This is a genomic window from Thiomicrospira microaerophila (assembly GCF_023278225.1).
Classification (GTDB): Bacteria; Pseudomonadota; Gammaproteobacteria; order Thiomicrospirales; family Thiomicrospiraceae; genus Thiomicrospira; species Thiomicrospira microaerophila_A.
Genome location: NZ_CP070959.1, coordinates 959652 through 984018, shown reverse-complemented (window position 1 = coordinate 984018; position 24367 = coordinate 959652). Strand labels below are relative to the sequence as shown.

Below are 24367 nucleotides of genomic sequence, written 5' to 3'. Positions count from 1 at the left end.
ACTCTACCCCCCTAACAAAGACTTAGTTATTATGCTCACGTAAGTGAAATTTATTTCACAGGTTAGCGTCATTTACTTTAAAGGAGATCACAATGACACATTCAAATCAAAAGGGTTTTACCCTAGTCGAAATCGCAATCGTACTGGTTATTATCGGCTTGTTATTAGGTGGTGTTTTACAGGGTCAAACTCTAATTAAAAACGCCAAAATTAAATCAGCAGCCGGTGACGTCAATGGTTACCAAGTAGCTCTCTATGGATACCAAGATCGTTTTGGCGATTTATTTAACAGGAGAAATCACGTAGATCAACCAGCTGGAACTGACGATTTTGTGGCTGTAACTGATGGTAAAACTATGGTTGACGAATTAATTGCTCGTGATCTGGTCGGCTCACGCGGTGTTAATGCCACTATTCAGCAACATGCTTTAGGTGGTAACATCGTACTTCACAAAAACGGTGATCCAACTGCAACTCCTGCTGCTGGTACAATCAACGGCTTAGCTACACAAACTGGAGCCAACCCTATCAGGTTTAATTGGGCGGTTTGTTACCAAGGCATTGACATAGAAGAAGATGCGCGTGCTTTAATTAGAGCCATCGATGGTTCGGATACTGTATTTACTGGCACTTTGAATGGATTTAATAATGGAAGAGCAAGACTCGTTAACAACTCAAATTTCGCAGCTGCTGACGCATTTGCCACAGATGGTACTACAACTACTGTTTGCTTTAGCCTACAATAAGGCTTAGCCTAAGACACCAAATATAACCAAACCCCATTTTATGGGGTTTTTTCTTTTACGCTAGGCAATAAAAGAATGCACAAATACAATACATCCAATCAATCCGGCTTTAGCCTATTAGAAATTGCACTGGTTTTAATTATCTTGGGATTACTCGTCAGCGGAGCGATTAAAGGCGTTGCACTGATCGATAACTCTCGGGTCAAATCCTTGGTTAGTGATGCTAAAAATTATCCAATAGCAATTATCTCCTATGAGTCAACCTTTGGCAGTTTGTTTGATACGGTCACTAATCCGAATAACATACCCAATAGTTCAGAAGAAATGAGACTGCAGCTGGTTAATCGCAATTTAGTTGCCAATAAACCCGAACACAGTTTGCGCGGACAAGTTTTAATCTTAAAAAACAGACTTGATGCGGCTGATACCAATGGCAATGTTACCAACTTAGCTTTTAACGATAATGCTACACCCAAATTCTTTCCCTGGGCTTTATGTTTTACCCGACTTGAAAAAGAGGACGATGTACGTGGGATTATTCGTAATTTAGAAGGCGACTCGGTTCGTTTTACCGGTGATCAAAATAACTTTAATAACGGTCGAGCACGTTTAGTTGATAGCAACTTTCAAGCAGTATCCGACTTTGCATCAAGTAATCAAACTCTTTGCATCGCCGTCGATACCCTGCTCTAAATCTCATCAGCCCTGCTGATGTACTTTTCTGACTAAGCCTAAATCTAGATAACTGCGATGGCCTACCTCGCCTTTTAATACTCTAAATACCTGATTGGCCTCGCCCATTTGATCCAATACCAATTCCGCTTGGCTAAAATCATCCTGAGCGGTATAGCCATTAATCGTGATAATGGTTTTTAAACCCGCCGCCTTAGAAGACAAAATTCCGTTTCTTGAATCCTCAAACGCAATCGCCTCTTCCGGTTTTAGCTTCATTTGCGCCAAGGCCCAAATAAAAATATCCGGAGCCGGTTTTTTCTTCGGCACAATATCACCGGCCGCAATCACTTCAAACCAGCTCAAAGATTCAGCACCAAGGGTATTGGTTAATAAAGCTGTGACATTCTCCGGTGTGGTGGTGGTGGCAATAGCCAAACGCAAACCGGCTTGGCGGGCTTCGTTAATTAAACGCGCAACACCCGATCTTAAAGGAATTCGCCCTTGCGCCATCAGCTGAGTATAAAACACAGTTTTAGCGGCATGCAGGCCCTTAACAAACTCATCAAACCCGGCAGGTTTGCTAAACCGAGTATTAAACTTTTCCAGATAATACTTAATCCGCTCTTTACCGCCAGTCACTGCCAAGAGTTCACCGTATAAAGCCTCATCCCAATGCCAATCCAGACCTGCTTGTTCAAATGCCATGTTAAATGCAATCCGATGCCCGTCTTTTTCGGTATCGGCTAGGGTGCCATCAACATCAAATATCAGTGCTTTAAGTTCAGCCATGGTGTTTTCCTTTTTACTGGTTTAAATTTTTAATTTTGGCTGGCATTCTGCAATAACCTAGTAAAAAACTCAAGAACTAATCGTTTATGTTTTGTTAGGCTTGAGCGCTAGGCGCAAAATTAATTGATCAAATACTGGCTAAATCATCTTAAATCTGTCGAATCCGGCTAGACATAAGCGCAACAAGGCAGTATAATCCGCGCTTCAAATTTGAACCGAGTCCTCGGACTCACTAACCTAGGTAACTAAAACTATGAAAATTTTATCTTCATTAAAATCAGCTAAAACGCGTCATAAAGACTGTCAAATCGTTCGCCGCCGTGGAAAGGTTTATGTGATCTGCAAAACCAACCCAAAATTCAAAGCGCGCCAACGTTAAGTTTTAGCGATAAGCTCGAATTAAAAGCCGTCCTGATCAGACGGCTTTTTTGTTTATAATAGAGCATTCCATAGACTACTTAATTTCACATAATATAAACTTATACCTGCATAATCATTTCGATATAAACATTTCATTTTATAATCAAAAACTTATATCACATTAAATTCATAAATAGCCGATAAAAATTTTTGAATTATCTTTTCTTATTCGTTTCATTCATAGTAACAACCAAGCCGAACACTCGGTTTTTATAAAAAAACATAACCGACGAAAAACAACAAAGGATTTAACTATGAAAAAAACAAGATTAGCCCTAGCCATCGCCTCTGCAGCTATGGTTTCTCAGCCTGTTTTAGCCACCAACGGCGATCACTTGATTGGCTTAGGCGCTCAGGCTCGTGCTTTAGGTGGTACCGGAGCGGCTGCATTCTTCGGCTCAGAAAACGCGCTGGCTAACCCTGCCTTGTTAGGCAAAATGCAAGGTACAGAATTTGTTTTAGGCGGTACGCTGTTCAAACCCAATGTTAAAGCCTCATCTAATGTCGCCTCAGCGGTAGGCGCAGCCAGCCAAGCCGCTGAAGCCAATGGCGGAATGCCGGTTGCTGGTTCAGGTTCTATGGCACCGGCTATGACCGCAACCAGTGACAATGACACAAACATCATCCCTGAAGTTTCGTTAGCTACGCGCTTAACGGATAACCTAGTATTCGGCCTAGGTATTTTTGGATCAGCCGGTATGGGTGTCGATTACCGTGACAACCCAGGTTTATTTGATGGTTATAGTAACCTACAGTTGATGAAATTTGCACCTACCCTTGCCTACAATGAAGCTACTTGGGGGATAGGTTTTGCTCCGGTTATTCAGTATGGTGCACTGGATATTAACTATGAAACCAACGATGGAACAACTGGCAATGGGATGTCAACCGACCTAGGTTATGGCTTTAATATTGGCGCTTACTTCAATATGACACCCGAACTGACTTTAGGCCTAGCTTATCAATCTGCCATTAGCATGGAGTATAAAGATCAGATCACGCGTGCTGCGGCTGGTTTTGGACTTGACGGCATGTTTACCGATAAACTTGAGCAGCCTTCCGAGTTGAAAGTAGGTATGGCCTACACTATGGGCCGCATGATGTACACGGCTGATTATAAGCAAATAGGTTGGGGTTCTGCCGATGGTTATAAAGACTTTAACTGGAAGGATCAGGATGTATTCGGTTTAGGTGTTAAGTTTACCGAATCGACTTACTGGTTGGGTGCCGGCTATAACTACGGTAAAGACCCGATTGAAAAACTAGGTCAAGGCGCTTCAATGCAAGAAGCCTATGCAAATGGTGCGGTTAATTTGTTTAATAACCACTTTTTCCCAGGGATTGTTGAATCTCACTACACCTTTGGTGGTGGTATCCAGTTAACCAAAAACATTGCAATTGATGCAGCGGTTGTGATGGCTGCCAAAGTAAACAAAACCGTTGACACCAGTGCTGTCAGTGCCGGTTTAGCGATGCAAGGTGCAATGCAGAATGGCGCAACCCAAGAACAAGCAGGTGCTTTTGCTGAAACCGTCGGTGAAACGTCGCATAGAGTTAGTCATTCACAATTGGGTTACACCATTGGTTTACGCATGAACTTCTAATTTCTACTGCTCTCCTCGTTACATGAGCTTTGACCAGGCTAACCAGGCCTGGTTTTTTTGTTTCTGAACTTCGGTTTTCTGCCATTTTTTTCATTACCCCCACTTTTATAAACGTCAAAACTTGTGCATACTAGTCGCCAATTATCGCCTTCATTTTTTATAGGATCGTTATGGCAAAAGTATTAATCGCAGGGTGTGGGGACTTAGGTATTCAACTGGGCTTGGCGCTGTGTGCTTCAGGTCATCAGGTTTTTGGTTTACGTCGAGATGCGAGCAAAATTCCGGCTCCGATTGAGACGATCAGTGCCGATCTAAACCAAGAAGTTATGGGGCTTCCCAGTGGAATTGATTATGTCTTTTATATGTCATCCGCCGGAAAATACAATGACTTCGCTTATTACCAAGCCTATGTTTCAGGTTTAAAAAACCTGATTCGTGCCCTCTCCGGTCAACAGATTCAGCGCTTGTTTTTTACCTCAAGTACCTCGGTATTTAGTCAGTCGGATGGCGAATGGGTTACCGAAGAAAGCTTGGCGGAGGAACATAATTTTTCTAGCAAGCGCTTACTAGAAGGCGAACAACTGGCCCTTAACTGCGGATGGCCTGCCACCATTGTGCGATTTGGCGGTATTTATGGCCCCGGTCGTACCCACATTATTGACCAGGTGATGACCGGCAAAGCCCATTGTATGGAAGATGTTTATAGCAACCGCATTCACAGTGATGACTGCGTTGGTATGTTTATGCATCTTTTAAACATGCCAGCGCCTGATAGCCTTTATATTGGAGTCGATAATCAACCAACCTTGTCTTGTGAGGTTTATGAATGGCTGGCTGAACAACTTAGCATTGGCACCATTGAACACAGTGAGCCGACAGAAAACAGCCGCTTAATGCGAAGCAATAAACGCCTGTCCAACGCAAAAATTCGTCAAACCGGTTATGTATTTAAATATCCCAGCTATCAAGAAGGCTATGGCAGCTTAATTTAAAAACGCGTGCAACCCTGTTCGGTCACAATCGCATCAAGTGGCACGTCCCAGGGTTGTGAGTTTAAGCTTTCTAGCTGTTGACACTGATGCGCCCAGCCGATCAACCAGGGCTTGGTTTTTGGTTGTTTAAGCTTAAAGCTTAAGGTTCTGTCATAAAACCCGCCGCCCATGCCCAAACGATGCCCTTTGGCATCAAACCCAACCAGCGGCATAAAAACCCCATCTAAGTCGGATACAGCGTTTAACCCTTCAGCTTGTGTCATGTCAGGTTCATTAATGCCAAATCGATTCTTTTTTAACAAAGAATCGGGCCTATAGGCAGCAAAACGCATGGTTTTGGTTTCAAAATCGATCACCGGTAAATACACACGACAAGCTTGCTGCCATAGTTGCTCAATCAAAATGCTGGTGTCTAATTCGCCATCTTGAGCCAAGAATGCCGCTACCGAAGACTGAGGCTGAATCAAGCCACTGTTGATTAAATGGATTACCGCCTGCTGTGCATTGTATTTTTGCTCTGCTAGGCTTAAATCACGGCGCTGTTGACGCAAACTCTGTCTTAATCGATCCAACCCTGTCATAGGTTCTTTCTCTCACTCTGTCAAAAAATTTAGGTAAAATTAAAAGCCACAAACCAAGGCTTGTTTATGAACGATCACCCCTGCTACAAAGCGTTATATCGGCGCTATGCTTTCGGCTTTATTGGGCTGGCCTTGTTTAGCCTATTTTACGCAAAACCACTCGACGCCAGCGGTCAAACTATGGCTTCTGAACGCGTAATGGTCATCAGCTTGGCTCAACTTGGTATCGCAGATTCAAAGGCTGAGTTTATGGTTCAGTTTTGTCCACATGGTTTTAGCTGCTTGCCGTTTGCCAATTGGTCACTGCCCTTATCGCAAACCAAGGCAGACCAGCTTCTCAAGTCACAACTGCACACCATTCTACATAATCGCTACGATCAAATCCTGTTTAATCAGCAGGATGCTGCAATCCTTACCGCTCGACAGCGCCTAGAGCACATTCCGTTAACCGAAAACCTGCCGCCTTTAGCGCTTAAAACCGGCTCTGTTCAAATATTTAACCAACAACTATTAGACTATCTAAATCAGCAACTTGCCCCCCAGATGCAGCCGCTTTTGGCTCAGGCCGCTCAAGCGCGCTATAACGAGATGAATCGCCAAGAACGTGATCGCTTTATTACCGATCAGGCTCGCCTGCGCGCAATGCCGGCTGATATTTTGGAAAGCCTGCTAACCACCGGCTATGCGTTTGGTTTTTATCTGCCGGAAGTTCGTGGTTTAATCACGATTAATCAAATTCGCCATCAAACCGAACAAGGACGCGTTTTTTATCTCTACCAAACCACGCTTCATGCACCTATTTCAGCCAGGCTAATGGTTTATGAGTTCAATGGTGAATCATTTAGCTTAAAACACCGTCTTAACGCCGATGCCAATGGTGTGTTTAATCAATTGGCACAGGCTTTTTCCGGTTCGGCCAGTATCGAACGAGCCTTTATTCCTCGCGCCGGGGATACGCAGATACTGCTGGATCAGACATTGGAATCCGGCTTTAAAGATGCGTTATTAATGCTCAGCCAGCAACTCTCAGAACTGGACGAGTTTAAGGTATCTGCGCCCTTGGTGTCTGCTCAAAAAACACTGCAGGCTAATTTGGGTCACCAACAAGCTATCGGCGTTAAACAACCGCTTCGTTTTGAACGCATTATCGACGGCCAAGCTGAGCAAGTGGGCTGGGGCTTTGTTAAACGCCCTGCGGATAACTGTCTTAATCTTGCTCCTGAAATGCGCAACCTTGCAGAACTCGCTTTAATTCAAGGACGCGCTGAGGACTATGACCAAGCCAAAGAAATCGCATTTTCCGGGGTGTATGGTCAATTTGCTTACCAGACCAGCGAAACACCGATCCGAATCAAAGATCAGGCATTAAACATCAGCCGCCAACAGGGTTTAAAACTTGGCTTCAATGCCAGCTTGGGTTATCTTTTAAACGATACCCAATACTATCATACCTGGACTAACCTTGATCTAATCTTGGGTATCAGTGCTGATGAGCCTAACCAACAACTTTCGCATGGCTTGTTTGCGGCTTTAAATCTTGGGCTATCAAGGGAAATGCCGATTTATCAGGGGGTTTATGCCAGCCTAGGCGGCGATCTTGGCCTTGATAGCCTACAACTTCAGTTTCAAAATCAAGACCTCAGCTTGTCTTCTTTAAGCCTTAGCCCCCGTGCGGGTTTAGGCATGTATTTGGGCCCTCAGCGTAAAATTTATCTAGATGTACATTATCGACAGCCGTTGCTCACCGAGAGCAAATGGCAAGGTGGCCCGCTAGAGGTTAAAATGCAAGGTGGATTCGGCTTTCAACTGGGCATAGCCTTCCACCTAAATTTTAGTGGCCCTTATGCCAGCCTTAAAGCCCCGGCCAAAGGCTGTTATTATCCAACCCACACACGGAGTTTACATGCAGATTAAATGGCTAGCACTGGTGTTGCTTTTAGGTTTTTTAAACGCTTGCGCCACTGCACCCTCACCTTCTGAACCCGACGACCCGCCAACCAGTTTTCAGGCAAGCTTCGTTGAAGCCTATTCAGTCGATGCGGTGGTCATTCGCGCTAGCGCTCAGGGCGTGGATAACCAAGACGCCATCAACCATGCACGCAAAACCGCAATCTGGTTTGTTTTGTTTGCGGAACAACCAGGCCTGCTTACCCCTGAACAACAGCAGAAATTTACTGAACACCAAGGCTATTTTTACCGAAACGCGCCGCGCTATATTTTGCATGAAGGGCCGATCATCGATCGCCGAATTGAACAGGGCAAAACCCAAATTAGCCGCGAATTTAGAGTAAATTTATCGCCTCTACGCCAAGATTTAATCCAAAAAGGCATTCTGCCGAATGTTTTACCGGTAAAACTCCATGACCCAAGCATTGCCATTATCAGCGATCACCCCCAAGCTAATGCGGTGTTTGTCGAATATTTACAGGCTAGAGGCTGGCAAATTCGGGTTTTGGATCAACAAGCCCGCATTCAAGACCTTATCACCCAAGCCGGATTCATTTCCGGACAGCTTGATCCACATTATCTGTTAGCTTTACAGGCCGGCAACGATATTTATATTGAGTTGACTCTAGATGTCAGTGAGCGCCAACGCGTTCAGCAACGCCTTGCCCAAGCCAGTATCAGCACCAAAGCTTACTTTACCGCGACCGGTGAGCAGATTGCGAGCGCAAGTGGTTTTTCTCCGGAACGCAATGTAGCCGGCAACCAAGCGATTATTGCCGAAGCCGCCCATCAAGCCGCCCATCGTTTAAGCTCACAACTTAACCAGGCCTGGTTAGCGCGACAAAACCAAGGTAAAACCTTTAAGCTGGTTTTTAGCTTTGATCCAGAGCTGGGTGATCTGAGCAACTGGGTGCATCCTTTGCTTCAATCCCAGTGTGAATCAGTCCGCCGTGGGGCTGCCGGCCAGTCTAGCGTTGATTATCTGGTATCTTGCAGCCAAACTGATTCACTGACTTTATTAGAAAAACTGTCACGCCACTATACTGGGCCAGGGCAATTGATTCGACAGCTTGATTCAGGACAGTTATTAATGATCCACATTGGCTATCCTGAATCTAATAGCATTGTGATTGAATAATTGACAAGGAAAATTATATGAAACTCAGAATACAATGGGCCGGTGTTTTAGGACTGTGGCTTATCACTAGCCAAGTTGTTTTGGCTCAAGCAATTATAACGGCACAAGGCTGGGGCGATACGCCACAGACCGCACAAAAACAGGCGTTGCAAGAATTAACCCAGCAGGTTTACACCGCCGTGCAATCCGATATTCGTATTCAGCAAACGCTGGAACAAAACCAACTGCAACGCTCGGTTGACAGCCTGATCCAGCTGCAAACAGAAGGCTTTTTTCAAGCCGTGAACTATTCCGCTCCCTATGAAGATTTAGGACAAATTACGGTTCACGCCAGCCTCGATGCCACAGGCGTTAAAAAAACCATTCAGCAAATCAAACAGAATTTAGCGGTAGATTTAAGCAGTCTCAGCCGCAATCAGTTGGAACACGCACTGTTACAAGCACAGTTTCTAAACAATTTTCTTAATATTCTACCACCAGGCCTGGTTGACCTTCAGGCTGAGAAAGATCATGCACAACAGCTTCGCCAGCAACTTTATCGACAATTAAACTATGCTCAATTACGCTTATATATCCAGCCCCAAAACGCTAAGCTTAAACTTGGGAACCAGCAGGTAGATCACCAAAACAATCTATTGATACCCGCAGGAGAAGTCCCTTTTGAAATTTTAGCGGAGGGCTATCACAAGCGTGAAGGCCGCTGGTTTTTATCTGCCGGTGAAAACCAGCAACGCACACTTTCACTTATACCGATTCTTTCAGGAAAGATAGAGATAGAAGCCCGAGGTTACAAAGCAAACCAGGTTCTTGAACAGGCCGCTTTTCACTTAGCAGGTTACGGCCTAAATCAAGATGTGAATGCAGATATTTTGCTTCGGCTTAAACTCGAACCGACGCTGCTAACCGAAATCAATGGCATTCGATTTTATCATTTAAGATTAGTAGCTGAAGTTAAACAGGGTTCTAAAACGTTGCTCGTGCGCAGTGCAACCAGCCGAAATATAAGCGAAAACTTGCTAGAAACGAGAACTCAAGGTATGGTTAAGGCGCTGATTGAAGCGATATTAGTTCACGAGGAAATGGAAAAGTTATTTAAATGATAATTTAAAACAATCTTGAACGGAAAAATATGAGTAAGACGGAGCGATGGGCCCTGAACCCGAGGGTTCAAGGTGGCGACCTCCCCAAAAAATTTAGGCTTTTCGGACATAATGCGAAATGCACACCATTTTAAGCGTCTGGTCCCAAAGTTTTACTTATCGGCTCGAGGGTCTCATCGCCCCGCCTTACAGTTCTATTATATCGAAACCCAACGGAGTTAAAAAGCACAATCGTAAAACTTCGCTAAACGCGAATATGCCCGTCACCCAATACGATATATTTCTGTGACGTCAGTCCCTCTAACCCGACCGGGCCACGTGCATGAAACTTGTCGGTACTAATGCCAATTTCCGCACCTAAACCATATTCAAAGCCATCGGCAAAACGGGTTGAGGCGTTGACCATAACAGAACTCGAATCCACTTGAGCCAAAAACTGACGTGCTTTAGTTAGGTTTTCGGTAATGATCGATTCGGTATGCGCCGAGGTATATTCGGCGATATGCTCCATCGCCATCTGCATATCTTTAACGACACGAATAGATAAAATAGGGGCAAGATATTCGGTTTGCCAATCCTCTTCGGTTGCGAGTTTAGCCTGAATCAGCGCACAGGTTTTTTCACAGCCACGCAATTCAACGCCTTTTTGCTGATACAAACTGGCGAGTTCAGGCAGAATTTCAGCTGCACGCGATTCGGCAATCAGCAGTGTTTCCATCGCATTACACACACCGTAACGATGCGTTTTGGCATTCAACGCTACCTTAATCGCCTTGTCTTTATCGGCATCGTCGTCGATATACACATGACAAATACCATCCAAATGCTTAATCACCGGCACTCGCGCCTGCTCGCTAATCCGTGCAATCAGGCTTTTACCACCGCGCGGAATAATCACATCGACATATTTTGGCATTGAGATCAGTTCACCCACCGCTTCACGGTCGGTGGTCTCTACCACCTGAACCGAGGTTTTAGGCAGGCCTGCTTGCTCTAAACCGGCTTGAATACAAGCCGCCAATGCACGATTAGAATGTGCCGCTTCTGAACCGCCACGCAAAATCGCCGCATTGCCCGATTTTAAACATAGCGCCGCCGCATCAATGGTCACATTCGGGCGTGATTCGTAAATAATACCGACCACGCCCAAGGGCACCCGCATTTTACCAATTTGAATGCCAGACGGACGATAACGCAGATCGGTAATTTCACCAATCGGATCGACCAGGCCTGCTATTTGACGCAAGCCTTCTGCCATCTGCGCCACACCTTGATCGGTAATCGCCAGACGATCTAACATCGCTGCATCTAACCCCTTAGCTTTACCGGCAACTAAATCCTTGGCGTTTTCTGCTTTCAAAAATTCGGCTTGGGTTTCTAACTCAGCCGCCATCGCCAATAGGGCCTTATTTTTTTGTTCGGTGGTCGCGACCACTAATATCCGAGAAGCCGCACGCGCGGCCTGCCCTAAATTCTGCATATAGTCTTTAATATTCATCTTTAACACAATTCCTCTTATCCCGATTTAATCCGCAATGCGTATTACTAAATTCGATAACCCAAACCAAGCATCGCCGCTTTGCAGGCCTTTGATTTGTCGATCGACTTGATAAGCGTCAAGCAGTCTATTTTGCCAGTAATGACCATCATGCCTTGCTAAAGCTTGGCTGTATTCCTGTTGTTTGCTCGACCAAATTCTTAAGTTTTTCATCGCTTGCACCAGCGGCATTTGTTGTTGCTTTTGCGCTAACTCAACCAATTGTCGTATCTCTTTTGTCAGCAACCAAAGCACAATCGGTGCTTCGGAACCTTCTTGCTTTAAGCGTAACAAAACATGGCGCGCTTCTTTTGTTTTTCCTAACAATATCAAGCTACTTAGCGCAAATAATTGATAATGTGCTTGATCAACAACGCTCTGCTCTATATCACGAAGGCGGATCCTAGAACCGGCTGGTTTCAACAGCGCAAGCTTTTCTAATTCCTGATCGGCTGCCAGCAGATTACCCTCCACTCGCTCCGCTAACAAGGCGGCCGCTTCATAATCCAGTTCTAAAGCCAAGTTCTGCGCTTGGTGTTGACACCATTTCGGTAACTCGCGAGGTTCAATCGGTTTGGATTGCACCACCAGGCCTGCTGATTCAATCGCTTGCACCCACTTGGATTTAGTTTGCCGCGAATCCAAACGCTCGCAATAGATCACCAACACCATGTCTAAGGGCGCCATAGGCGTTTGGTTACACCAGCCTTGGATAAATGCCGTGCCTTCTTTGCCGGGATTACCGCTGGGCATCGACAACTCAATCATGCGCTGTTGCGAAAACAATGAACCCGTTTGTGTTTCTATAGCTAAACCTTGCCAATCAAAAGAAGTATCCACCTCATAGCGATCCCCCTGCTCAAAACCCATTTTGCGCAGCATCTGACGAAGCTGGTCGGTAACTCGCCGAATGTATAAAGGTTCTTCGCCATAGACCAACACAATAGAAGGCATGGTGAAGCGCTCGGTGGCTAGTTGTTTAAGCAAGACCGGTGCAAGAATCATAATTCAGCCAATCTGTAACTTCGGTTAATCTGATCGAAAATTTGTCTCGCTAACGCATGTGTCATTTCTTCAGTAATGGTTTGTAACTCACGATCAGCGGCCAATCGCTGAACAGGGTCAATTTGTCGATCACGTAAAAGTACACTATCCAGTTCCAAAATAAGCTTTTCATCACGCATACGATAAGATTCAACCCGCTGGCTTAAACGAATCAACTCAGCTGTTGTTTGTCCGGTTACACTGCGAGCGGTTTGATTAATATCACGTTTAAAGCGCCCAAGCTCAACCACCAAATCGGCTAAACCTGTACTATCAACCTCTTGCACCCCTGTACTTTGAAAAATTTGTCTCAAAGCCCTACGTAATCCCTGCGGAACCGAGTCATCAAAGCGAAGATACACAGTTTCAAACATCGCTTGATCGGAGCCTGTTCCACGCAATTTAAAACCACAACCCGTTAGCAGCCCCCCCATAAGCAGGCCTGCTAACAATCCACGGCGCGTAAGTGTCATGGTTAGCCTTTTACCACGAAATTGACCAAACGCCCCGGCACCAAAATTTCTTTCACCAGTTCTTTGCCGTCAATAAACTTAAACACCGACTCTTCCGCTTTAGCGGCGGCTAAAATCGCATCTTTTGGGGCATCCTTCGCCACGGCAATTTTGCCACGCAATTTGCCATTGACCTGCACCATCAGTTCAATTTCATCCTGCACTAGGGCACTGTCGTCCACTTTCGGCCAGCTGACATCCAGCACCAGGCCTGGTTTGCCGAGTTGCTGCCATAAAACCTGAGTAATATGCGGCACCATCGGCGAGAGCATCAACACCAATAATTCCAAAGCTTCCTGCATCACAGCTTGGCCTTGCTCCGTGTTGTCTTCAAACTTGGCCAAGGCGTTTAGCAACTCCATACAAGCTGCAATCGCGGTGTTAAACTGCAAACGACGACCAATATCATCCGATACTTTTTGCAAGGTTTCATGCAACTTAAACCGCAAGGCTTTTTGCTCTTTGTTCAGTCCGTCATTCGACTGGCAGGCCACCAGGCCTGGTGATTGTTCAACATGCTGATGCACCAACCGCCAAACCCGGTTTAGGAAACGGTGTGCGCCTTCCACGCCCGAATCCGACCATTCCAAACTCTGCTCCGGCGGCGCGGCAAACATAATAAACAAACGCACCGTGTCGGCACCGTATTTTTCAATCAAGCCTTGCGGGTCAACGGTATTGCCTTTTGATTTCGACATCTTGGCACCGTTCATCAATACCATGCCTTGGGTCAGCAGGTTTTTAAACGGTTCATCCGAATTAACTAGCCCGACATCACGCATCAGCTTGTGGAAGAAACGCGCATACAATAAATGCAAAATCGCGTGTTCAATGCCGCCGATATATTGATCCACCGGCAACCAATAGTTAGCGCGTTCATCCAACATCGCTTGATCATTATCGGCACAGGCATAACGCGCGTAATACCATGACGATTCAAAGAAGGTATCAAAGGTATCGGCTTCGCGTTTGGCCGCCCCACCACATTTCGGGCAGGTGCAGTTTTGGAACGCGTCCAATTTAGCCAAAGGCGAACCCGCGCCATCCGGCACCACGTCTTCCGGCAAGCGCACCGGCAAGTCTTTTTCAGGCACCGGCACCGGGCCGCAATCAGCACAATAAATCATTGGAATCGGGCAACCCCAATAACGCTGACGCGAAATACCCCAGTCACGCAAACGGAAATTGGTTTGCTTGCGCCCTAAACCTGTTGCGCCCAATAACTCGGCGAGTTTATCCATCGCGCCATTAAAGTCCAAGCCATCCAATGCGCCGGAATTAAACAACACACCGCGTTCGGTATAGGCCTGTTCGGACACATCGACCGAATCGGCATCCTGTGGGCGAATCACCGGCTTAATCGGCAGACGGTATTTTTGCGCAAATTCATAATCGCGCTGATCATGCGCAGGCACCGCCATCACCGCGCCGGTGCCGTACCCCATTAATACAAAGTTCGCCGCCCACACCGGCACGATCTCATTGCTGATCGGATGGCGCACACGCAAACCGGTATCGACGCCTTTTTTCTCCATGGTTTCCATGTCGGCTTCGGCGGTCGAGATATGCGAACATTCCTCAATAAATTGCGCCAAGGGTTCATTCATCACTGAGGCTTGTTTGGCCAGCGGATGATCGGCCGCCACCGCGACATACGACACACCCATCATGGTATCGGGGCGCGTGGTATAGACTTTTAAGGTTTCATTTTGACCTTCAAGCGAGAACTCGATTTCCATCCCTGTCGATTTGCCGATCCAGTTGCGTTGCATGGTTTTCACCTGCTCCGGCCAACCTTCCAACTGATCTAAATCTTGCAACAACTCATCGGCATAATCGGTGATTTTTAAAAACCACTGCGCGATTTCTTTACGCTCAACCGGCGCACCGGAACGCCAACCCTTGCCGTCAATCACCTGCTCGTTGGCTAACACGGTTTGATCAACCGGATCCCAATTCACCACTGACAACTTGCGATACACCAGCCCTTTTTCATACAACTTGGTAAACAACCATTGTTCCCAACGGTAATAATCCGGTGAGCAGGTGGCCACTTCGCGTGACCAGTCGTAACCCAAGCCCAACTGCTGCAACTGGTTACGCATGTAATCCATATTGCCATATGTCCAAGCTGCCGGTGCGACCTTGTTTTGCATCGCAGCATTTTCCGCCGGCAAGCCAAACGCATCAAAGCCCATCGGCTGCAACACGTTTTTGCCCAACATGCGCTGATAACGCGAGATCACATCACCAATGGTATAGTTGCGCACATGCCCCATGTGCAAACGCCCGCTCGGATAAGGGAACATCGACAAGCAATAATATTTTTCCTTGCTTGGGTCTTCGGTGACTTCAAACACTTTTTGCGCTTGCCAAACCTGCTGAATGGCGGCTTCTAATGTTTGTGGTTGATAGCTATGTTCCTGCGCGGCGTTGAATGCGGTCATCTTGTACAATTTCCTGAAATTTGTGTATGATAAAATCAAAATACGAATTTAAGCATTATACCAAAGCCCCTCTCGAAAAGGAGAACGCAATGACGCTATCCGATAAACTACAAAACGCTTACAACGCGCTGATGGATTCGCTGTCGTTTAAAATCAAAGCAGCCGAAGATAAAAGCCTGCATTGGCTAGGTGAAGAAATCGTTAATATTGAACAAAAAGGCCAAGCCCTTGAAGTGCTTACTGAGCGTGAACTTGAGCAGGTTCAAACCCTGCTACAAAAAGATATAGAAATGGCTGCTGAATATTTTAACGAAGTGGGTGAAGGCTTGGATGCATTTATCGAAAACGACTGGCCTGCAATTGAAGCGATACTCAGCGAAAAAGCACTTTCCGTTGCTGACCCTACCCAAATTCAATACTTAAAATTGCGTTTGCAAGCTGCTATGGGTTAAGTGTTTAGCAAATAGGCGGAATTAAGCTTCCATCTCGTCACGCGGGTTTAAGCTTAATAGGCTAAACCTCTCCTCTTCTGCGTTTAATTTCTTCATAGGCTGCGTTTATTTCTTGCATTTTTTCGGTGGCTTGCTTGATTTCTTGATCATCTAAGCCCTGACCGTGCATAAAATCAGGGTGGTACTGCTTAACCAGCTTGCGATAGACTTTTTTAATCTGGGCAAAATCATCCTGTTCATTGCACCCCAACACTTGATAAGGATTTTGCTGGTAAACCCTGCCTTTAGCGCCACCCATCACTTGCTGGATCAAGTCATCTACCCGTGACTCACTGAAACCTAAATGGGTGCCAATCTCGTGTAACATAGTTCGGGTGTTTGCTGACAAACCATCCAACGAAGCAAACGAAATAATCTGTAACAACGCACCTGTTTTCACTTCGATATTTGACCGACTTAACGCGTAACAATAATAGGTCACCGGGTTATCGTCTCGTTTCGCACGATTGGCTAACCCAAATAAACGTTTTTTAATCTGGTTTACTAGAACAGGATTAACCCCTGCAGAGGTCATTGCATGCGTCATGGATTTAATCGTGTCGCTCATGTACTCAATTTCAAGCTCACTAATCTTGCCGTCGCTGGCCGCAATCTTTGCCATCAGCGCAATCACCTCTTCAGGCAAGCTTAAACGAGCCTTCGCATATTTATTGCTGGAGAAGTTTCTGTAAGCCTCATCAAAGCTTTCACTATTTTTAACTGACTTGTAGGCATCGACACCGACATCAATGGTTTTACGGGTTCCTCTAAACAACACACTGATCAACTTTAAAATAACAAACGCAATGAATACAAATAGATACTTAATAAACTTCATAATGACTCTTAAATTCTTTAAAGGTATTTTTAACTTAAAACCATCAAGGTGTTAAACAAAAAGGGGTTGGCTAGTTTAGGTCAATAGCAAAACCTTTGAGCGTTTGAATGTCCACATAGTCGAGCAATTTCGCATCCGAACAAAGCAATTTAATCTTCGGAGCACAGCCAGCTCGGTAAGCTTCGACCCAGCGTAGCGCACATAAACACCAAAAATCCCCAGGGTTAAGACCTTGAAAATAAGGAGGCTGTGGTGTGGTTAAATCATTTCCCATGGACTTTGAATAAACTAGAAACGCCTCTGTGACTTGGGCACAAACCACATGACGCCCACGATCTTGATCATCTGTTCGACAGCTTCCATCCCGAAAAAAACCGGTTACAGGTTGGGTTGAACAGGTTTCTAACACTGTGCCCAGCACATTCACTTTCATCGCTTATCCTTTTATTTTTTACTGAGATAGATCTATAGCCGGTCAGACTAAAGACCAATTGGCCGCAAAGGCTCATAGGGGTTCAGTTTAGTGCAAAAACATAAAATGACAAAAATTATTCTGTGTTTTGTTTCATCGCAAGCTGACACTGACGGAGTCGGCCAAATCGCCATTTTCACCTTAGTTTTGCCAGATCGTAATAAACCTTGACTAATTGATTTTTAGGCTGTGTTTGGGTCATTATTTTTCACCGTAGAGCGTCGCAACCAATTGACGCGCGCCGCCATGATTGCGATGTTCACATAAGTAAATGCCCTGCCAAATCCCTAAGTTTAACCTCCCTGCAGTGATAGGAATCTGCAAACTAAATCCTAACAGACTGCCTTTTAAATGCGCGGGCATGTCATCGGATCCTTCGTCAGTGTGGGTGTAGTAAGGTTCATTTTCCTTCACCGTCTGATTGAAAAAAGCTTCAAAATCCTGTCGCACCGAAGGGTCGGCGTTCTCATTGATCGTTAATGAGGCTGAAGTATGTTTGATGAACAAATTGAGCATGCCCACCGAGTAATCACTCAGTTCGGGCAGTTGGCGTAGCACCTCTTCAGTAATCAAATGAAAGCCGCGTGGGCGTGGCTTTAAAGAAAAAACGCGTTGTGTCCACATAATAGCCTCCTGTTAATGTTTTTTTGACGGTAAGCTGTCTAGAAACTTGTTCGCCAAAGCGGTGGTAAAGTTAGTCCAGTAAGGCTGACCAATATCGCCATGACGGTGGGCACGCCCCGATAAAAACAGCAGTATAGCCAAATCCACCCTGTCACTCACGCCGATTTCATCCGTTGCCTCAAAAGATTCTCTAGTCTTCTTAAAAAACTGCATATAGGATTGACTCGGATAGCGCTGTTCAAATAATGCGTAGCCATCTATCCCATGAATAAACTCGTCACTGATAAGGTCATGGGGTGTTGAAGGTATATCTTCACGATGCAGACTACTGAAATCGCTTAATCGTTGCCATGGATCCATGATCATTCTTTAATCTCCTGTCTTTTTAAACCGGATTTAACCAAGGTGTTAATGTCGGATTCGCACTGCCATAACTGACAAACAAAATATCTAATCCTCTGTTTTCAAACCGCACCAAACTTTTATCTATCGCATCAAGAATCCAGTCGGTTGGATTACCAAATGCGCCACCGCCCAACAGGCTTAGATACAGAGTTGAATTGCCGGTGCGCTGCGCATTGTGCAGCGCAACATGAAATGTCGCTTCATAAGCAGCGTCTAATACAAGCTGGGCAAACGGAGTCCAATCATCTGCCATAAATGGATGATAGGCAATCGGCAAAGCCGAACAATAAACTTGGGTTACGTGATGCTTGGCTTGGTTTAAGGTAACCTGCGTGTCCTGCTGAACCCCTACTTTGATTTTCGATTTGAACACATCAACCACGGCGGGCGAGGCTTGGTTGAGCAATGCCTTGAGTTCCTCTAAACCCTGTTGGGTTGGCATCAGATACCCGTTTTGCATCTGCCAGTATTGATGAATCGGATTGTTTATCACCTGCTCCAATTCATCCAGCATGTTTAATTGGCGGGTTTCGGTTTGACCATGCTGAGCCTTGATTTCAACTAGATAGTTACGGTAAATCGTACCGGCGGCACAAGCGATAGCGCAGGCCGGTCCTTGGGTTTTATCAAATGCATAACCGGTTACACCCTCCAGTGGTGTCACAAACGGTGATACCATCTCAAGCAGGTTAAATTGTGAGGCGACTTGAAACACCGCGTTTTGATTAGCCGGGTCAAGGTGAAGCTGCTGTACATCACCAACCCACTCGCGAACCCGATTTGGCTTGGGTGCAATGTTTAGGGATGCAGTTTGTTGACGTAGCTCAGCTAAGGTCGGCATCAAGAGTTGCCCAGCTTGATAACGACGTGGGATGTCACTGTCAGCTGGCGTGCACACCAATGACTGTTCCTCGATTAACAACTGAGCCTGAGTGTCAGCATAATTTGTTTCGGCAAAGCCGGTTAAATCTTCAAACCAATTCATTATCCACGTCCGCATTTAGATTTTTAAGTTCTTGATAAATCGAAGAGTCAGCCCAGCATAAATGTCTGTTTTTTTGACATCACACACCGAGAACATCTTTCAGCTTTTCTAGGGCTTGTGTATGTTTGTCATTCGGCATTTTTGCCAAATTGATTTGTTTCCATTTGATGGCAGAAAGCTCACTGATTCCATCCAACCCGAGTAAAGACCAATCAGGCTCTCGATTTTTAAAGGATAGCAAAAACAACTTTTCAATATCGGTCAATCCTTGGTGAATGAGGTCTACTAGGCGCACCCTTACGGCCTCCAGTTCCGCTAACGGAACATCCGTCTCAGCCATGTTGGTAAATTCACCTTCATAGGTGGCTGTAATATCCTTAAATTGAGGACTAAGCAATTCAGCCATTGGACGATTATGGCTTGATAAATAGACGAGTAATGCTTTACGAATTTCATCCATTAGCCCTTCATTGGCAGATACACCAAAACAATATCAACTGATAAACGTGGAAAGTCTCTGACAAATAAATTGATTGCTGTACCACCTTTGAGGGCAAAGCATTTCTGTTTGGCAACGAAAGGCAATACCGCTATCAAAAGCTGCACTTGTTTGTAATAAATACTGTTTCTATCCATCGCTGGGCTTATCCTTACTTGCCAACGCCATATGCTGAGGTACGGTTATCAGATACTCTGTATCCAGCTGCCCACCTTTAGCAACAACACGCTTACCTGAGCCTAAGTCGTAATTTTCTACATTTAACTTATCAAACCAAGGATAAGCTTGGCGTTTTGCAAGCCAAAAGAATAAGCGTTTGGCCTTTACGCTTTTACACGCTTTTAAGAGCGCATCAAGCTTTCTTGGTGATAAGCTCACTAACCCCTGCATTAGCTCATCAGCATGTTCAAATGACACGCTTTCAGGTAAATCCATCAACACTTCCAATATGGCTTTTTCCGGACATGAAAAATATACAGGAGGTAATTGCGCTCCCCATTCATGCTCTTTAACGAATGCTCTATCTTTGGATAAGGTATCAGGCCATAGTCTACTTGTACTATGTCCTTCGAACTTAATTGGCAATGACAGTCTCGCAAGCCAGGAAGGAAGATTTCTCGTTGCATATAAATGAATATGATGTGTATTTCCTAATGACAAATATTGCGACAAACCAGCTATGGACAAGGCTGACAAACCACCGACCACGACAGGCGGAAGTTGTTCATCTCCATCTTTATCTCTCATACGCTGCATTGAAGCAACTACCCCTTCCCAAGTGACTGCTCTAGAATACTGGCTGTAAACACCCGTAGCTAATGGTAACAACGTATCGGTTTTGACAGCATTATCTAACGCATGGGCACTCAATCCTTGTTCCGTAAGCCACTTCTTTGTAGCTAACATGCCATAAGGTAAAAGAGTTTTAAGAGACTGCTTATAAGACTCTTTCTCCGTTTCTCGCTGGGAATGACTAACCATTTTTAAACACCAAACCCCTTCTCTAGTTTATCTTTTAAGCAGTTTGCGGCGCATATCGCCGTATAATTACTAGCTTTTAACCCCACTCAACCAAAATCAATCAACTGGCGGGTTTTGACCATCATGCCGTCGAAGTTTTTTGCATCAAACGCAATCTCAACTCCGCCGGGAAATAACTGACAGGCTAAACCACCGACCGTATGGCCGGTATCAAACAAGGCTTGCTGCGCGGCATCAGGCGGATCACGCAGCTCAGGGCGATGTTTTAAATTTAATGGCGACAGCCAATGTCGCAACAAGCACTTCAGACCACTAACACGCAAGCCCTTAAGCCCTAAAATGGGCTTAGTCATGGTGCAACATTGAGATTAATGAATCGGAGTTTAGGCGAATGCATAGCGGTTGTTTTGAGTTAGATTTGTCGGCACCCTTGGGCTATGGGCTTCGGATTGACATCACTCCTTGGTCTAATGGTATTCATTGGCGCTATATCCATGGACAGTCAGCAGTTGAGCTAACCGGCGACAACCCAAATCCCGGCATTACACTGGCGGCTATCTTGAATACGGCCAATCACCAGGCCTGGTTGGAAAGTATCCCGCAAACGGCATTAAACCAAGCCTTGGTTTTTGAACAACGCTTTGGTCACGGCTTAAGCGCCCTGTCGCTGGCCAGCCAAAATGCGAATCTAAGACGCATGCTTCAGTTTTCGCCTTTTTTGCTGTGGCATCTACTAGAGTATGGCGAGAAGCAGCGTTTAAACCAACAAACACTGATTGCGATTGCTGAGTTACCGCGTGATCAGTTTTTAAGCCGAATTGGCTTACCCAGCGCACTCTCGATTGAACGCCTGTTTCGACACCATTACAATCCCGTTAACCAAACCGCCAAGCCGCTTGATATTGCACTGTTGCGTTGGCTGCGTGAAGAGCCGGAATTACTGTTCGCTCAGTTTATCGAAGACGATATCGAATGGCCGGTGACAGCTATCCGCAACAAGGTTGAGACCCTCAAGCAGATGGGCAAGCAGTTACAAATTCACAACATTGAACAACAAATCCAATACTGCGCCAATACAAAACTTTTAACACAGTTGTATGAGGGCTTTCAGACGAAATTTTTAACGTTTCAGCAACAGCGACTTGAATTGTCTCGTTATCTAAAACCGGCATTCGATATACCCGCAAACTGGCATTTTATAGATAGCTGGCAAAACCTAATGGAGGAAGCTTCCTTAGTTAACCGTCAAATCAGCCTCTATCACCCGATGATTCTTCGCGGTCAGTATGCCCTCTTCAGCCTCAAGGAACCCGAACGCCTGACCATTGGCGTTTCGCTTGAACCAGGCCTGGTAACAATCGATCGAGTTTGGAGAAGGCAACATCAAACAACACAAGGCTAACATAATATTTTATTGACAGGCTTAAGAATCAAGCCATAATCTCAATCATTACCGCCTTAGGCGGTTTACACCAGAAGGAGCACCATGATTTACGAAAAATATCGCAAATTACTTGAAGAATCTAAACCAATGATTCAGCAAAAACCTGAGAAAACAATTTTCTCAGTAGGTGCTCGCGGCTATTATGAAAACCCAACCACCGATCTACTCGCCTTCTTTATGAACCCACAAGAAGAACATGGTTTCAAGACACTGATACTTGAGAGTTTTATTGAATGTATTAAACTCCCGCTAGGCAACCTAGAAACGCTACGTAAGCCCCGTCGAGAAGTATTGACGGCTAATCAAAAACGGCTTGATCTTGTGCTTGAGACCGATAGCTGGGTGATGGCGATAGAAAATAAAATCTATCACCATCAGAACAACCCTTTTGCTGAATATGAAAGCCATATCAAAAAAAATCACTCTGATAAAGAAGCAGTGTTTGTGGTTTTATCACCTGAAGGAAAAGCGCCACCTGAAGGAAAAGCGCCGGCTATTTGGCGTGCAGTTTCTTATGAAAACCTGATCAACACAATTAACACAAGACTGGATGTTTATTTAACATCAAACCCCAGCACCAAATGGGTAGTCTTTTTGAAGGATTTTTTACTTAACCTAGCTCAAATAACGGTAAAAACAAAGATGGATAACGAAGCTTTCAAATTTATCGAAAAAAACTACTTGGACGTCACCAACCTCTTCAAACTGCGCAATGAATATATTGAAACAGTTCAAGCACAAGCAGTTGCTCAACTAAAGGATCTTGATGGATGGTCTTCTGTTTCAACCAAAATCGACGAATGGGGAACGGGACCCGCTATTCGACTGTATTACAACCGCTCTGTTTCAGAATCTAATATTACAATCAATCTAAACAATGACACCAAAGATCAAGGGCATCGTATTATCGTCTATGTTTATCATAAAGATCGCCAATCGGTTAAATCATCAGATACCTTTATAGAAAAAAACCACCATAATAAAGATACTGAGTCAGGCACCATTCGTTATTATAGCTCTAAAAATCGCTATACTAGCTTTAAGGACTTACTGCCTGAACTTCGAGAAACAGCACAGGCAATGCACAATTTTTTGAATCAACAAAACCAACCGACTTCAGGCGTTTAACACGCTCAAAAACCTGATACCATTTTGTTTAGCGTAGCGCGGCTTGTAGCAATATTCGTCCGTTCAGGGGTATGCAGGTTTTAGATAAAACTGGGATCTTTGTGTACGAAAAGGGGTTGGCAAAAGCCGGTATTAACTTCATAAGTGCAGTTTTAATGCGGTCTTTTTAATGCTGAATGCACACCGCGCTTTATTGAGTGCTTTGATGTCTTCGGTCTTAAGCATTGTTCTTTTGTGACTATGGATGGATCAATCAAACCAATTCTCCATTTTTAAATTTGGTATCGCTTGATAGTCTGTGACATTTCTTGTCACAAGTGTTAGCCCATTGGCAATCGCAATAGCAGCAATTTGACTATCGACAAAGCTGAGCGTGATGCCTGTTTTTTCAAGCTGCGCTCTAAATTCAGCATGAACACGTGCGGCGGGTTGGTCATAATCAAAAACAGGTAATTGACTTACCACTAAGTGCAGATAATCGCCAATCGCTTGCTTGCGCTTACCCTCCGGCATTTTTAGCCAGCCATAACGCATTTCGTGCCAAACCAAGCTTGGAATCGCAAGCAAGTGTTCATTACGCTTAAGATTAGACAATACCTGCTGATTGGGCTGAGGTTTAACGGCTTCGGATAATACATTCGTATCCAGCAAATAACTCGCCTCTACCATGAAAACTCCCGCCCCTTATCCTCGGTGCGAACCGGCTCAAAACCTTCATCAACCTTGTCGGCTTGGTTATTAGCATGCCATTGTTCAAGCGCATTCATAAAACCATCCCTGTTCTTATCAAACGGTTCAAGCACGGCGCAGGGCTTACCATGTTTAGTAATCGCAATCGGTTTACCGGTCATTTCAACCTGTTGCAGCGCCTGTGCTAAATGCGTTCTCACTTCTGAAAAAGATAATGATTCCATATGACAACCTCTACATGTACATAAATAAAGTACATATTATAACCATTTTCAAAT

At 45.0% G+C, this 24367-nt stretch carries 27 protein-coding genes and 1 pseudogene; 11 read left to right on the top strand and 17 right to left on the bottom strand.

All coding sequences use genetic code 11. The features are described from left to right. Positions 1–92: 92 nt before the first annotated feature. Positions 93–746: a prepilin-type N-terminal cleavage/methylation domain-containing protein gene (locus JX580_RS04695; RefSeq protein WP_248851644.1), complete on the top strand. Its 654-nt coding sequence runs from the start codon at positions 93–95 to the stop codon at positions 744–746. 75 nt (positions 747–821) lie between these two features. Then, a complete protein-coding gene (locus tag JX580_RS04690; protein WP_248851643.1) occupies positions 822–1439 on the top strand; it encodes a prepilin-type N-terminal cleavage/methylation domain-containing protein in 618 nt (205 codons plus the stop codon). Between the two features lie 6 nt (positions 1440–1445). Here JX580_RS04690 and JX580_RS04685 read toward each other — a convergent pair whose 3' ends face one another. Further along, entirely contained in the window at positions 1446–2210 is a 765-nt protein-coding gene (locus JX580_RS04685) for an HAD family hydrolase (RefSeq protein ID WP_248851642.1), read from the bottom strand. 253 nt (positions 2211–2463) lie between these two features. Between JX580_RS04685 and ykgO the strand changes: the two genes are divergently transcribed. From ykgO to JX580_RS04670, 3 genes are all read left to right on the top strand, one after another. Beyond that, positions 2464–2589 carry a type B 50S ribosomal protein L36 gene (ykgO, locus tag JX580_RS04680; protein ID WP_044406047.1) on the top strand — a complete coding sequence of 42 codons (126 nt, stop codon included), beginning with the start codon at positions 2464–2466 and terminating at the stop codon, positions 2587–2589. A 295-nt stretch (positions 2590–2884) separates the two neighbouring features. Continuing rightward, complete coding sequence (locus JX580_RS04675; RefSeq protein WP_248851641.1) at positions 2885–4234, top strand: OmpP1/FadL family transporter; 1350 nt, start codon at positions 2885–2887, stop codon at positions 4232–4234. A gap of 170 nt (positions 4235–4404) precedes the next feature. Beyond that, entirely contained in the window at positions 4405–5226 is an 822-nt protein-coding gene (locus JX580_RS04670; RefSeq protein ID WP_248851640.1) for an SDR family oxidoreductase, read from the top strand. On the opposite strand, the gene JX580_RS04665 is transcribed toward JX580_RS04670, so the two are convergent. After that, a complete protein-coding gene (locus JX580_RS04665; protein ID WP_248851639.1) occupies positions 5223–5807 on the bottom strand; it encodes a 5-formyltetrahydrofolate cyclo-ligase in 585 nt (194 codons plus the stop codon). The two genes, JX580_RS04670 and JX580_RS04665, sit on opposite strands and share 4 nt — an antisense overlap. A 66-nt stretch (positions 5808–5873) precedes the next feature. On the opposite strand from JX580_RS04665, the gene JX580_RS04660 reads away from it, so the two are divergent. From JX580_RS04660 to JX580_RS04650, 3 genes are read left to right on the top strand one after another with little or no spacing between them, the layout of a single operon-like run. Further along, entirely contained in the window at positions 5874–7721 is a 1848-nt protein-coding gene (locus tag JX580_RS04660) for a hypothetical protein (protein WP_248851638.1), read from the top strand. After that, positions 7711–8892, top strand: coding sequence for a DUF6175 family protein (locus tag JX580_RS04655; protein ID WP_248851637.1), 1182 nt, complete (start codon positions 7711–7713; stop codon positions 8890–8892). Before JX580_RS04660 ends, JX580_RS04655 begins: the two co-directional genes overlap by 11 nt. Positions 8893–8909: 17 nt before the next feature. Next, positions 8910–9992: a hypothetical protein gene (locus JX580_RS04650; protein WP_248851636.1), complete on the top strand. Its 1083-nt coding sequence runs from the start codon at positions 8910–8912 to the stop codon at positions 9990–9992. Positions 9993–10236: 244 nt separating this feature from the next. Here JX580_RS04650 and JX580_RS04645 read toward each other — a convergent pair whose 3' ends face one another. The 4 genes from JX580_RS04645 to leuS are packed head-to-tail and all read right to left on the bottom strand — an operon-like array spanning position 10237 to position 15532. Beyond that, positions 10237–11490 carry a glutamate-5-semialdehyde dehydrogenase gene (locus JX580_RS04645; protein ID WP_248851635.1) on the bottom strand — a complete coding sequence of 418 codons (1254 nt, stop codon included), beginning with the start codon at positions 11488–11490 and terminating at the stop codon, positions 10237–10239. Positions 11491–11517: 27 nt separating this feature from the next. Then, a complete protein-coding gene (gene holA / locus JX580_RS04640; protein ID WP_248851634.1) occupies positions 11518–12534 on the bottom strand; it encodes a DNA polymerase III subunit delta in 1017 nt (338 codons plus the stop codon). Then, on the bottom strand, positions 12531–13046 hold the full coding sequence (gene lptE / locus JX580_RS04635) for an LPS assembly lipoprotein LptE (protein WP_248851633.1): 516 nt from the start codon (positions 13044–13046) through the stop codon (positions 12531–12533). The genes holA and lptE overlap by 4 nt, the downstream gene beginning before the upstream one ends. 2 nt (positions 13047–13048) lie before the next feature. Further along, a complete protein-coding gene (gene leuS / locus JX580_RS04630; protein WP_248851632.1) occupies positions 13049–15532 on the bottom strand; it encodes a leucine--tRNA ligase in 2484 nt (827 codons plus the stop codon). Positions 15533–15621: 89 nt separating this feature from the next. Between leuS and JX580_RS04625 the strand changes: the two genes are divergently transcribed. Further along, positions 15622–15984, top strand: a complete 363-nt coding sequence (locus tag JX580_RS04625) for a zinc ribbon-containing protein (protein ID WP_248851631.1) — start codon at positions 15622–15624, stop codon at positions 15982–15984. A gap of 61 nt (positions 15985–16045) precedes the next feature. On the opposite strand, the gene JX580_RS04620 is transcribed toward JX580_RS04625, so the two are convergent. The 9 genes and pseudogenes from JX580_RS04620 to JX580_RS04580 form a co-directional block, all read right to left on the bottom strand. Further along, complete coding sequence (locus JX580_RS04620) at positions 16046–16861, bottom strand: DnaJ domain-containing protein (RefSeq protein WP_248851630.1); 816 nt, start codon at positions 16859–16861, stop codon at positions 16046–16048. A gap of 70 nt (positions 16862–16931) precedes the next feature. After that, entirely contained in the window at positions 16932–17294 is a 363-nt protein-coding gene (locus tag JX580_RS04615; RefSeq protein WP_248851629.1) for a DUF2237 family protein, read from the bottom strand. Positions 17295–17534: 240 nt separating this feature from the next. Further along, on the bottom strand, positions 17535–17957 hold the full coding sequence (locus tag JX580_RS04610; protein WP_248851628.1) for a secondary thiamine-phosphate synthase enzyme YjbQ: 423 nt from the start codon (positions 17955–17957) through the stop codon (positions 17535–17537). 12 nt (positions 17958–17969) lie between these two features. Further along, entirely contained in the window at positions 17970–18323 is a 354-nt protein-coding gene (locus JX580_RS04605; RefSeq protein ID WP_248851627.1) for a hypothetical protein, read from the bottom strand. Between the two features lie 19 nt (positions 18324–18342). After that, positions 18343–19347: a hypothetical protein gene (locus JX580_RS04600; RefSeq protein ID WP_248851626.1), complete on the bottom strand. Its 1005-nt coding sequence runs from the start codon at positions 19345–19347 to the stop codon at positions 18343–18345. Positions 19348–19426: 79 nt separating this feature from the next. Next, positions 19427–19807 (bottom strand): hypothetical protein, encoded by a 381-nt coding sequence (locus JX580_RS04595; protein ID WP_248851625.1) that lies wholly within the window; start codon positions 19805–19807, stop codon positions 19427–19429. A 5-nt stretch (positions 19808–19812) separates the two neighbouring features. Continuing rightward, positions 19813–19983 (bottom strand): annotated as a pseudogene (locus JX580_RS04590) (nucleotidyl transferase AbiEii/AbiGii toxin family protein); the annotation flags it as partial. After that, positions 19976–20827: a type IV toxin-antitoxin system AbiEi family antitoxin gene (locus JX580_RS04585; RefSeq protein ID WP_248851623.1), complete on the bottom strand. Its 852-nt coding sequence runs from the start codon at positions 20825–20827 to the stop codon at positions 19976–19978. The gene JX580_RS04585 and the pseudogene JX580_RS04590, both read right to left, overlap by 8 nt. A gap of 86 nt (positions 20828–20913) precedes the next feature. Further along, entirely contained in the window at positions 20914–21180 is a 267-nt protein-coding gene (locus tag JX580_RS04580) for a hypothetical protein (protein ID WP_248851622.1), read from the bottom strand. A 38-nt stretch (positions 21181–21218) separates the two neighbouring features. On the opposite strand from JX580_RS04580, the gene JX580_RS04575 reads away from it, so the two are divergent. Further along, positions 21219–22229 carry a hypothetical protein gene (locus JX580_RS04575; protein ID WP_248851621.1) on the top strand — a complete coding sequence of 337 codons (1011 nt, stop codon included), beginning with the start codon at positions 21219–21221 and terminating at the stop codon, positions 22227–22229. A gap of 84 nt (positions 22230–22313) precedes the next feature. Next, positions 22314–23399: a PD-(D/E)XK nuclease family protein gene (locus JX580_RS04570; RefSeq protein WP_248851620.1), complete on the top strand. Its 1086-nt coding sequence runs from the start codon at positions 22314–22316 to the stop codon at positions 23397–23399. 249 nt (positions 23400–23648) lie between these two features. Here the strand turns inward: JX580_RS04570 and JX580_RS04565 are convergent, their stop codons facing one another. Further along, positions 23649–24068 carry a type II toxin-antitoxin system VapC family toxin gene (locus JX580_RS04565; RefSeq protein ID WP_248851619.1) on the bottom strand — a complete coding sequence of 140 codons (420 nt, stop codon included), beginning with the start codon at positions 24066–24068 and terminating at the stop codon, positions 23649–23651. After that, a complete protein-coding gene (locus tag JX580_RS04560; RefSeq protein ID WP_248851618.1) occupies positions 24062–24313 on the bottom strand; it encodes a type II toxin-antitoxin system Phd/YefM family antitoxin in 252 nt (83 codons plus the stop codon). Before JX580_RS04560 ends, JX580_RS04565 begins: the two co-directional genes overlap by 7 nt. Positions 24314–24367: the final 54 nt, after the last annotated feature.